The organism is Flavobacterium sp. (assembly GCF_043780635.1).
Lineage (GTDB): Bacteria > Bacteroidota > Bacteroidia > Flavobacteriales > Flavobacteriaceae > Flavobacterium.
On record NZ_JAYWCK010000035.1, the window covers coordinates 1 to 12,259 of the forward strand.

Below are 12,259 nucleotides of genomic sequence, written 5' to 3' on the forward strand. Positions count from 1 at the left end.
TTAAACTTAAAAATACAAAATAAGGAGCAGAAAAACTAGTTTTCTACTCCTTATTTATTAATCAATTAAGTACTAAAATGACTTTTTCAGTGCCCTCCGTTACCGTGATGGTTTTTTAATAAATAATAGAAATTTATTATTATGGATTAAGTGTCCAAGAAATATAATATTGTTGTCCTATTGCTCCAGCTCCTAATACTTGAGTGTAATCTTTACCTCCAATATTAGTTGCTCCAACTTTAATTAATGATTTCAATTTTGGAAGACCATAGTTGATTTGAGCATCAACAACTGTTGCAGCATCAATCATTCCGTCAGCCATTGTAGATTCCCATAAATAGGCGTTGTTCCATCTTACGCTGGCATTAAACCCAAAGTTTTCTAATAATCTGTCATTTCCAACAGAAGCTTTAACTCTATGTTTTGGAGTGTTGAAACCTGCTTCAAAACCAGGATCTTTTGATTGATCAAAATCAAACTGAGCATAGTTATAGTTAATTCCAAAATCATAATTTCCAAACATTCTTTTAGTAAGACCAATTCCAACACCAAGTGAATGAATTTCTAAAGCTGTATTGGTATACAATTGATAAACTCTATAGTCTGATTTTGAAATTGCATATACCGATTGGAAGCCTTTATCCGCAGGGTTTAAAACAGAACTAGGCGCGTCTTGTGCAGTACCGTAATATGTTGCAATTGCTGTTGTGTTTCCGATAAAGTTATTATAAATATTATAATATCCGTTAAGATCAATATTTATCTTATTTATTTGAGAACGGTATCCCAACTCATATGCTTTTACTTCTTCTGGTTTTACTAATCCAACGTTTGTTTTTTTCAACAATGCTGAATTTTTTGTTGCACCAAAAGCAAGAACTGATGCGTATGTATATGAGTTGTAATAGGCGTTATTTCCGTTCATAATTACTGTTGCTCCGCCAGCAAAAGCTTGGCCAAAACCTGCAGAAACTGGTCTTGTTTCAGAATATCTTAATAAATTGTCAGGAGCAGAACCTACTAACACTGCATAACCCACATTGAAACCAATGTATTGATCTTGTGTGCTTGGATTTCTAAAACCTGTTTGATAAGATGCTCTGAAATTATGTTGTTTTTCTTTTCCGGCAGCATAGGTTAGTGAAAGTCTTGGCGAATAATTTCCATTAAAGTTTGTAGCTTCATCATAACGAATAGATCCTGTGAATTTGAATCGGTCTTCCATGAATTTTTTCTGCAACTGTACATAAGCTCCCTTTTCATTATACTTAATTAAGCTTTTGGCATCAGTATAAATCCTGCCGTGAGAATTCAATTGGTAATCTCTATAAGATCCACCTATTTGAATTTCTCCAAATTTAATAAGGTCTTTAAAGTTATAATTAACGTCAGAATGGTATATTCTGGAATTATCAACTAATTTAGAACCTGTTAAAATATCTGGATCCGCAATTACTTTGTTAAAAGCATTTTGGAATTGTGGAGTTCCTGGAAGAAATCTACCTGTATCAGCTTTGCTACGAGCAAAAGCATGTGAAGCTGCAACGTTACCAAATGTAGGGCTCGCTGGATTTGAAAATGAACCAGCATAATTTGTAATATAATCACTAACCCATTTCCCATCTGATTTCCAAATTCTATTTATATTGATACCTGTAAATTGCATGTCATAAGATTGTCCTCCATCTTCTGAGGTTGTATACCCTCTCAAGAAAAAGTTTTTACCTTTAAATTCTAATTTATGCTGTTGCATAAAAAAGTTATTTAAATTGTATCTGTTCGCTCCTTGATAAACCGCATTTCCAAAGCCAAATTTACTTTGCCAAATAACCTCTAAATTTTCATTTCCAAATGGTCTTAAATGAAGAGAGAAATCAATTTTAGTGTTTCCGGCTTTGTTGTTTGTTAAATCAACCTCATTATATCCTGTTCTTGAAACAACGGTATTTAAAGATGGAATGGCTGTAAGTAAGCTTGCTGGTGCATATGCACCTAAATTGATTGGCAGGTCATCCCCATACACATTTATACCATCATAACTTTTATCGCTTCTTGTTAATCCTTGTCCTTGACGGTATTTGTCATCGTAATTTACTGCATACCAGTCAGTCCCGTTCATAAATGTCATATTGGCTTTTGCAGCAAAATATTTATTGAAAGCATGTGCCATTCTAATTCCAAAATCATGAAACTCGTTTGTTCCAGCGGCTTCTTGGCTAGTTGCCCCATATTTTAAATATGTTGAAATACCCTGATACGTGAATGGGCTTTTGCTGTTCATAAACATAATACCATTAAAAGCATTTGCACCATACAATGCAGATGATGCTCCAGGCAATAACTCCACACTTTGAACATCAATATCAGAAACTCCAATCATATTACCTAATACAAAGTTTAATAACGGAGAAGAATTATCCATTCCGTCAACTAATTGCATAAAGCGCACGTTTGAAACAGTTGCAAAACCACGAGTGTTTATTGACTTGAAGGTCAAACTACTTGTGTTCATTTGAACTTCTTTCAGGTTTTCTAATCCATCATAGAATGTAGGAGATGCAGTTCTTTTAATTTCCTTAATACCCATTCTTTCAATAGTAACTGGAGACTCTAAAATTCTCTCAGGGGTTCTGGATGCAGAAACTACCACCTCACTTAATTGTGTTTCTTCGCTTGTAAGTTTAACGCTTACATTTTGATTGTTTGAATTAACACTAACTTTTTTAGATTCATAGCCTAGGCTAGTTACTTCAATAGTAAAAGGGGCATTTTTTGAAGTCTTTAAAGTGAATTTTCCATCACCATCGGTGACTGTTCCTGCTTTGTCTCCAACAACTTGGATGTTAGCACCAGGAATAGGCTGGTTGTTACTGTTTGTAATAGAACCTGTTATTGTATTTTGAGCAAAAGTAATACTGCAAAAAAACAAAGACAAGATTAGTAAATAGTTTCTCATTGGGTTAAATTTTGTTGGTTAATGCGACCAAAGTACAAATAATTTTGATATTAATAAAAAAACATAAAATTTATTTAATATATGATAATTTAAGAAAATTTACATATTGTCTAAATTATTAAATTAATATTAGTTTTTTTGTTAAATAATTGCGTTTTACTATGCATGCATATAAAACTGTTTCCGAAAAATGAACTTATCTTAAAAAATATAATCAAAAAAAATTACAAAAAAAAAGCGAGATCAAAAAATCTCGCTTAAAATGAAGGTATGTATAAGCATCTACTCATTCAACAGTAACTGACTTAGCTAAATTTCTAGGTTGGTCTACATTACAACCTCTCATAACCGCTATGTGATATGATAAAAGTTGTAAGGGAATCGTTGTTATTAATGGAGACAATGCATCAGATGTTTCTGGAATTTCAATAACATAATCCGCTAATTCGCGTACTTGAGTATCACCTTTAGTTACAACTGCTATGATTATTCCGCTTCTGGATTTAATTTCCTGAATATTACTTACGATTTTATCATAATGGCCTTGTTTTGGCGCTATAACTACTACGGGCATATGCTCATCTATCAAGGCTATTGGGCCGTGTTTCATTTCAGCTGCAGGATAACCTTCGGCATGGATATAGGAGATTTCTTTGAGTTTTAATGCTCCCTCAAGTGCAACCGGAAAATTATAACCTCTACCTAAATACAAACAATTGTGCGAATCTTTAAATACTGCAGCAATTTCTTTGGCTTTGGCATTCGTTTCTAATGCTTCTTTAACTTTTTCAGGAATGATTTCCAATTCCTGCAAATATCTATGGAAATCTGTATTCGACAATGTTCCTTTGGCTTTAGCCAAACGCAATGCCATCATTGTTAATACAGTAATTTGAGTGGTAAATGCTTTTGTAGAAGCAACACCAATTTCCGGACCTGCGTGAGTATGAGAACCCGCATGAGTTTCACGAGAAATTGAAGAACCAACTACGTTACAAACTCCATAAACAAATGCTCCTTTTTCTTTGGCCAACTTTATGGCGGCCATTGTATCTGCAGTTTCTCCGGATTGAGATATGGCAATTACTACGTCTCTGCTGCCTATTATTGGATTTCTATATCTAAATTCAGAAGCATATTCTACTTCAACAGGAATTCTGGTAAACTCTTCAAATATATATTCTGCAACTAAGCCAGCATGCCATGAAGTACCACAAGCGACAATAATAATTCTTTCTGCATTTAGAAATTTTTCTAAATTGTCCTCAACACCTGACATTTGTATTATGCCTTCATTTGCATGAAGTCTTCCGCGATAAGTATCTTTTATAACACTAGGCTGTTCGTATATTTCTTTCAACATAAAGTGGTCGTAACCTCCTTTTTCAATTTGCTCCAAGTTCATTTGAAGCTCTTGAATATAGGGATCAACTAAAGAATCATCTTTAATTTTTCGCACTTTCATTGGTTTGTGCAGCCTGATATTTGCCATCTCACCGTCTTCTAAGTATACAGCATTCGAAGTGTATTCTATAAATGGTGAAGCATCTGAGGCAATAAAATATTCTCCTTCTCCAATTCCTATTGCCAATGGACTTCCCAAACGGGCAACAACAATTTCATCAGGATTTTTTTTGTCAAAAACAGCTATTGCATAAGCTCCAAATACTTGATTCAATGCTATCTGAACTGCTTTTCCTAATTTTAATTTTTCCTTTTTCTGAACTTCTTCTATAAGATTTACAAGTACTTCAGTATCTGTATCAGAGTGAAAAACATATCCTCTTTTAATTAATTCTACTTTTAAAGGAGCGTAATTTTCAATAATTCCATTATGAATTATTACCAAATCTCCTGAATTGGAAAGGTGTGGGTGAGAATTCACATCATTTGGAACCCCATGAGTTGCCCAACGTGTATGTCCAATTCCAATAGTTCCATTAGTGGAAATTTCTTTTGCAGCTTTCTCTTCAAGATCTAAAACTTTACCTTTTGTTTTACAAAGTTTTATATCGCTTCCGTCATATAACATAACTCCAGCACTATCATACCCTCTGTATTCAAGCCTTTTTAATCCTTTTATTACAATAGGATAAGCTTCTCTATAACCGATATATCCAACAATTCCACACATAATTTTTTGGTTTATTAATTAGGTTTTGTATAGTAAATTTCAAGTTTTAATCTTTTATCAACTGGAACAGTAGATTTCCCTCCATAAAGTATAGTTCCTAATGGATTCATAACACTAGCTTTTGGAGCTTGTGAAATCTTAGCAGTAGGAGTTTTTAATTTATATGAATCTGCAATGGCAATATTCTCGGTAACGACAACGCCAAGTTTAACATTTGTTGAATCATCATATTTAATTAGGTTTCTAATATGATTCGTGATTCTGATTTTATAGGTTAAACCTCTTTTAGGTATTGTTGTTGAAGCTGGGTCTCTATTGATGTTACCGTCAAAAATCACTTTTGCCGCTTTGGGTCTAATTGCCGCTGAACCATCAACATAATAATCAATTACAGGACGATTATTGGTAAAATCATATAAATAAATTCTGTCTGGTTCGTAGCTCTTTTTAAAATCTTCGTTTTCAAAATCAATATTAAAAACCAGATTAGCTTCGTTGATTAGTATTTTTTTTCCGTCTGCTGGATGTCTAATATCTTCCAACTCATCAGAAATTCCGTTAGCTCCAGTAACAAAAGTCTCTGTTTTTTTATCCCAACCTTTAGCATCAGTTTTATCAAAAAGCTCTATTACTGCCAATGAACCTTGGCCTCCTTTTAAATACAATTTATCGTCACCAAGTATTGGATTAGAATTAGTGGTGGCACTTTCATATGCCGGATTTGTGTTGCTTTGTTCCAGCAAACTAGTAGTATTACCAATCATATTAAGAGCTATCGATTTGTCTACTCTAGTTGCATCTGTAGTCGATGTATCTTCTTTGTATTTAATAGTGATTGTTCCTTTAGCAAAATTTATCATTGCTAAACTTCCAGCGTCAGTTCCAGATTGTTCTACTTTAAAATACAGTCCTTTAAAATAATTTACAAAAACATCGTTTGTGGCTAAACTCCCTGCTGGTGCATTTAATATTTTGTTTTTGAAAAACTCTGTATTCAATTTCAAACGCATACTTGGCGCTGTATAGGTGGTGGTTGCATTTCCAGCAGTGACTGAATGTTGAGCAGGGTCAAAGAAAAACGCATCGTTTTGTTCATTTTCAGGAGTTATCAAATCATTCAATCGACTTCCAATAATGTAGCTATTGAATTCCGTATTTTGATTGGTATAAAACATTTGAGGAATTGTGTTCTGAGCCCCCATATAACGTCCCGATTCATATATACTTAGTTTAATTTTTGCTAATTTATCTCCATAAATTGAGTCTAAGACATAAGTATTACCGCCAGCAGCAATTGGTGCTGTTTGTGAAGCGTCTACAAAATAAGGAACATCTAAATAAACACTTTCTATCTCTTGTTTCAAGGCAGGATTTATAGTTGGATTTGGGCTTGCCATTATTATTTGAGTTGCAAAATTTGCGGTAGTTTTCCCAAAAGCAGGATTATCATAAATTCCCAACGCATTGATAGGAAGATTATCTGATTGAATTGGAGTGATTTTTTCATTATAAGCCACCACACTATAGGCAGCACTCGTTAAATCAAAATTGTTATCACCTATTAACGCGTCTCCAACTGTAGAATATTCTTTATCGCATGAAACGAAAAGAAGGATGCTTGCAAGAAATAAAATGGACTTAAAAAAGGAATTATTGTGCATGTTTACTTGAAAATATTAATTTATAGAACAAAATTTTTATAAAAATTAGAATACGCTTCAGCGAATTTATCTTTCGGGGCGAAAGGTAAAAAAGGTTTTCCTGAAGATTCTATAAATTTTGTTAAACTTGAAGAGAGGTTATCTGAAGCAATAATAATAGCGTCAGAATGGCTAATAGTCGCTTTCATAATGCTTTCGTAATCGGGATTTTCTAAATCCAAAATAGCTTCCGTTGGCACACCGTCAAACTTAATTTTGTTAATCATTTCAATATCCAAAGTTCCTTCAAAAGATTGGCTGTAAACCGATGTTACAATCTTTGTTTCTGAAAACAAGGCTTCATTTTTGTAAAAATGCTTCATATAAATTGGCAACATTGCCGCCATCCATCCGTGAACATGAATAATATCAGGAACCCAATTTAGTTTTTTTACCGTCTCTACAACTCCTTTTGCAAAGAAAATCGCTCGTTCGTCATTATCAGGAAACATAACACCTTCTTCATCAGTAAATGTAGCTTTCCTTTTAAAATATTCATCATTGTCGATAAAATAGACTTGTATTCTTTCTTTTGGGATTGAAGCTACTTTTATTATCAAGGGCATATCCAAGTCATTCACAACCAGATTCATTCCCGAAAGTCTAATTACTTCATGTAATTGATGCCTTCTTTCATTTATATTTCCATATCTTGGCATGAAAATTCTTATTTGTCCACCTTGATTATTAATCATTTTTGGCACTTCGTAAGACATTGAAGAGACCTCATTTTCAGCTAGATAAGGCACCACTTCAGATGATACATATAATATCCTCTTATCTTCCATATTGTATTTTACTTAATTTTTTGGCAATAAAAACCATGCAAAATTACAAAAATTTATGCAGTTATAGACTAAAATATTATGTTTGCATAATATTTCAATAAAACACCTATGCATATTTTCTACGGAAAAGCAGCTTTAATAGATTATTTAAAATCTATTAAAACCAATCAATCCACCATTGGTTTTGTTCCAACTATGGGTGCTTTACACCAAGGCCATTTGTCATTGATGCAACAATCAATGTCCGAAAATGAAACCACTGTTGTAAGCATTTTTGTAAATCCAACTCAGTTCAATAATCCCGAAGATTTAGCAAAATACCCAAGAACTCTAGAGGATGACCTAAAAAAAATTACCGGTTTAAGTTCAGAAATTATAGTGTATGCGCCGCCCATTGACGATATTTATGACGGAAATCCTTCTTCCCAATTTTTTGATTTTGACGGTTTAGAAAACCAAATGGAAGGCAAATTCAGACCTGGACATTTTAACGGTGTGGGAACAATTGTAAAACGTCTTTTCGAAATTGTGGAACCTACTAACGCTTATTTTGGCGAGAAAGATTTTCAGCAACTACAAATTGTGAAGAAAATGGTCGCTAAAAACAAGATGAAAGTCAATGTGATAGGTTGTCCAATACATAGAGAACCTAATCATCTGGCGATGAGTTCCAGAAATGAACTTTTATCTTCCAAAGAAAAGCAAGAAGCTTCTATAATTTATAAAACTTTAATTGGCGCAAAAGAAAAATTCAAAACAAATAGCGCCAAAACTGTGACTAAATGGGTTCAAAAATCATTTGAAAAAAATCCAACTTTTACATTAGAATATTTCGAAATTGCCAATGAAGAGAAGCTCTTGGCTTGTTTGAGAAAAAGTAAAACCAAAAAATACCGTGCTTTTATTGCTGTTTTTGTCAACAAAATTAGATTGATTGACACCATTTCATTAAATTAAATTACTTTTGCGGAATGCAAATTCAAGTCGTAAAATCAAAAATTCACCGTGTAAAAGTAACTGGCGCCGATTTAAATTATATCGGAAGCATTACAATTGACGAAGCATTACTGGAAGCTTCAAATATTATTGAAGGCGAAAAAGTCTCCATAGTAAACATCAATAATGGTGAGCGATTCGAAACATACGCCATCATAGGTGAAAAAAATTCTGGCACAATAACCCTCAACGGGCCCGCTGCCAGAAAAGTACAAAAAGATGATATTATCATTATAATTTCTTATGCCACGCTAGATTTTGAAGAAGCCAAAACCTTCAAGCCCTGGATTATTTTCCCAAATGAAAAAGACAATTCGCTGACTTAATCATTTCTGATTCTCAAGACATTTGCTTTTAGTTTTTTTTGCCACGAATTGCACGAATTTTCACAAATTATAGTACAACTTAATTTGAATTTCAATAATTTTAAATAGATTTGTGACCCGAGCGAAGCGAACTGTCGAAGCAAATAAAACTTAAAAAATTCGTGCTAATTCGTGCAATTCGTGGCAATTTTTTTTTATTTCTTTTTAAAAACGAATACCCTGACTGATTTAAAAAAAGCAAATAAAAAGTATTATATTGCTACTCTTTTATGTCCCGAAGATTCGGGAGAATATTAATTTCAAAAACCTAAGAAATTATGAAATCACTATTACTATTATTGCTTTTTTCAGTCTCTGTATTTTCACAAAAAACCACTGAAACTTTTGTTTCTACCAAGTTGGGAGAAAGTCGGGAAATCACGATTGGATTACCTGCTTCCTATGAAAAAAATCCAAATAAAAAATATCCAATACTCATTTTACTTGACGGTGACTACTTATTTGAGCCATTTAATGGCGCTTTAAACTATGGTGCTTATTGGGATGATTTGCCCGAAACTATTATCATTGGCATCAGCCAAAACATAAATAACGAACGAATAGACGACAGCAATTACGACGAATCAACTGATTTGCCTTCTGGAAAAGGAGCTCAATTCTTTGAATTTATTGGTGGTGAATTGCTTCCTTATATTGAAAAAAAATACCGAATTGCTCCATTCAGAATTATTGCCGGACACGACACGACTGCAGGATATTTAAACTTTTTTCTGTATAAAGACAACCCAATATTTAATGCTTATATTTCCTTAAGCCCAGAACTTGTTCCTGAAATGGACACCCGAATTCCCGAAAATTTTTCGAAATTAAAACAGCCTATTTTTTATTACCAATCTACAGGAGACGGAGACATCAAAGATATTTTAGAATCCGTAAAAAAACTAGACGAAAACATTAAAACAATTGTCAATCCTGTTATAAATTATAAGTACGATGCGTTTAAAGGTGCCTCACATTATTCTGCTGTTCTTTATTCAATTCCAAATGCTTTGTACCAAATTTTTGACTGTTACAAACCCATTTCTATGACTGAATTTACAGAGAAAATTGCAATTCTTCCAAATGGACAAGTAAAATATCTAACAGATAAATACGATGTCATTACAAAAACATTAGGGTTGAAAGTCCAAATTAGAGTTACTGATTTTAAAGCTATCGAAGCCGCAATTTTGAAAAACAAAGCATACCAGGAATTAGACAAATTAGCAGAATTAGTCAGAAAAAATTATCCAAAATCAATGCTTGCTGATTATGAATTAGGTTTAATGTATGAAAAATTGGGAGATTCTAAAAAAGCGGCAAAATCATATCAAAAGGCAACCCAATTAGAAGAAATTGGTGATTTAACAAATGATTTAATGTTCGAAAAATTAGATGAAATGCAAAGTTTAACACCAAAAAAATAATGTCAAAAGTAAAAACTTCCTTTTTTTGCCAAAATTGCGGCGCACAATATTCAAAATGGCAAGGACAATGCAATTCCTGCAAAGAATGGAATACCATTGCCGAGGAAATTATTCAAAAAGAAGAAAAATCAAGTTGGAAACCGGCATCGCCTGACTCTAAAAGAGTTTCAAAACCCTTACGAATCAACGAAATTGATTCTTCTCAAGAACTTAGAATGGACACTCGTGACAGTGAACTTAATCGTGTGTTAGGCGGCGGAATAGTTCCAGGTTCTTTAATTCTTTTAGGCGGTGAACCCGGCATTGGAAAAAGCACACTTTTACTCCAAATTTCCTTAAAATTGCCATACAAAACCTTATATGTTTCGGGTGAAGAAAGCCAAAAACAAATAAAAATGCGTGCCGAAAGAATCACACCAAACAGTGATAATTGCTACATTCTTACTGAAACCAAAACCCAAAATATTTTCAAACAAATTGAAGCAATCGAACCCGAAATCGTCATCATCGATTCCATCCAAACGCTTCATACCGATTATATCGAATCGACTCCGGGAAGTATATCTCAAATTCGTGAAACTACTGCCGAATTGATAAAATTTGCCAAGGAAACGAATATTCCAGTGATTTTAATTGGTCATATTACCAAAGACGGAAACATTGCCGGACCCAAAATTTTGGAACATATGGTCGATACTGTTTTGCAATTTGAAGGCGATAGAAATCACGTGTATCGTATTTTACGTTCACTAAAAAATCGCTTTGGCTCTACAGCAGAAATCGGAATTTACGAAATGCTTGGTAATGGTTTACGAGAAGTTTCAAACCCTTCAGAGATATTGATTTCACACAAAGATGAAGAATTATCGGGAACCGCAATTGCTTCCACTCTCGAAGGAATGCGTCCGTTGATGATTGAAATACAATCGCTGGTCAGCACTGCAGTTTATGGAACACCACAACGCAGCACGACAGGTTACAATGCCAAAAGGCTGAATATGATTTTGGCAGTTTTAGAAAAACGCGCTGGTTTTCGTTTGGCTTCCAAAGACGTTTTTCTAAACATAACCGGAGGTATTTCTGTAGATGACCCTGCTATTGATTTGGCAGTTGTTGCAGCTATTTTATCATCGAATGAAGACATTCCGGTAAATAAAGATTTCTGTTTTGCGGGTGAAGTTGGACTTTCGGGCGAAATTCGTCCCGTAAATCGCGTAGACCAACGCATTCAGGAAGCAGAGAAATTAGGCTTTTCGACCATTTTTGTTTCGAAATACAATAAAATCGCCTTGAAAAACACGATTATAAAAATCCGATTGGTTGCAAAAATTGAAGATGTGGCAAGCGAACTGTTTGGGTAAAATTTTATTTACATAAAACGTTAAATTTGACTAAAAGGATTCATTTATCTAATTAATCCAGCTTGATTTTAATTTTTTCTTCGTAAATTTATATGTTCTTTTCTCCTATGAGAAGAATATAGAAAATGAAACCATCACCTAATACAATGATTCATTTCTACCAGCAACTTGGCAAGCTATTCTACAGACTTGCCTCAGTGGACGGGACAGTTCGTAAAGAAGAAATTGCAAAACTCATAGAAATAGTACAAAAAGAGTGGGTTCCAATTGAAACCACATTAAATGAATATGGTGACGATTCTGCGTACCAAATAGAAATTGTTTTTGACTGGCTGGTAGAGAATGATTGGAATATTGGCAAAGTGATTCCTAATTTCAAAATTTTCAAAAAAGAACACCCGAGTTTATTTACACCCCAGGTAAACGACTTAATACTAAAAACGGCAAAGGCAATTGCTGTTTCCTTTTCGGGAAAAAATAAATCAGAATCAGCTTTAATTTCTGAATTGAATACAATTTTATCCTAATAACA

9 protein-coding genes are annotated in these 12,259 nt (G+C 33.6%); 5 read left to right on the forward strand and 4 right to left on the reverse strand.

What is annotated here, in order from left to right:
- Nucleotides 1-139: 139 nt before the first annotated feature.
- The 4 genes from ACH2BV_RS03110 to ACH2BV_RS03125 all read right to left on the reverse strand — a co-directional run bounded on the left by ACH2BV_RS03110 (nt 140) and on the right by ACH2BV_RS03125 (nt 7,578).
- Nucleotides 140-2,956, reverse strand: coding sequence for a TonB-dependent receptor domain-containing protein (locus ACH2BV_RS03110; protein WP_395049230.1), 2,817 nt, complete (start codon nt 2,954-2,956; stop codon nt 140-142).
- A 286-nt stretch (nt 2,957-3,242) separates the two neighbouring features.
- Nucleotides 3,243-5,090, reverse strand: coding sequence for a glutamine--fructose-6-phosphate transaminase (isomerizing) (gene glmS, locus ACH2BV_RS03115; RefSeq protein WP_395049231.1), 1,848 nt, complete (start codon nt 5,088-5,090; stop codon nt 3,243-3,245).
- Between the two features lie 14 nt (nt 5,091-5,104).
- A complete protein-coding gene (locus ACH2BV_RS03120) occupies nt 5,105-6,751 on the reverse strand; it encodes a DUF4270 domain-containing protein (protein WP_395049232.1) in 1,647 nt (548 codons plus the stop codon).
- Nucleotides 6,752-6,771: 20 nt separating this feature from the next.
- On the reverse strand, nt 6,772-7,578 hold the full coding sequence (locus ACH2BV_RS03125; RefSeq protein WP_395049233.1) for a glycogen/starch synthase: 807 nt from the start codon (nt 7,576-7,578) through the stop codon (nt 6,772-6,774).
- 108 nt (nt 7,579-7,686) lie between these two features.
- On the opposite strand from ACH2BV_RS03125, the gene panC reads away from it, so the two are divergent.
- From panC to ACH2BV_RS03150, 5 genes are all read left to right on the forward strand, one after another.
- The gene (gene panC, locus ACH2BV_RS03130) at nt 7,687-8,535 is read left to right on the forward strand and encodes a pantoate--beta-alanine ligase (protein ID WP_395049235.1); all 849 of its coding nucleotides are present in this window, start codon (nt 7,687-7,689) and stop codon (nt 8,533-8,535) included.
- A 14-nt stretch (nt 8,536-8,549) separates the two neighbouring features.
- Nucleotides 8,550-8,900: an aspartate 1-decarboxylase gene (panD, locus tag ACH2BV_RS03135; RefSeq protein ID WP_395049237.1), complete on the forward strand. Its 351-nt coding sequence runs from the start codon at nt 8,550-8,552 to the stop codon at nt 8,898-8,900.
- Between the two features lie 317 nt (nt 8,901-9,217).
- Nucleotides 9,218-10,366 carry an alpha/beta hydrolase-fold protein gene (locus ACH2BV_RS03140; RefSeq protein WP_395049238.1) on the forward strand — a complete coding sequence of 383 codons (1,149 nt, stop codon included), beginning with the start codon at nt 9,218-9,220 and terminating at the stop codon, nt 10,364-10,366.
- A complete protein-coding gene (gene radA, locus ACH2BV_RS03145) occupies nt 10,366-11,727 on the forward strand; it encodes a DNA repair protein RadA (protein WP_395049240.1) in 1,362 nt (453 codons plus the stop codon). Before ACH2BV_RS03140 ends, radA begins: the two co-directional genes overlap by 1 nt.
- Nucleotides 11,728-11,852: 125 nt before the next feature.
- Nucleotides 11,853-12,254 (forward strand): hypothetical protein, encoded by a 402-nt coding sequence (locus ACH2BV_RS03150; RefSeq protein ID WP_395049242.1) that lies wholly within the window; start codon nt 11,853-11,855, stop codon nt 12,252-12,254.
- Nucleotides 12,255-12,259: the final 5 nt, after the last annotated feature.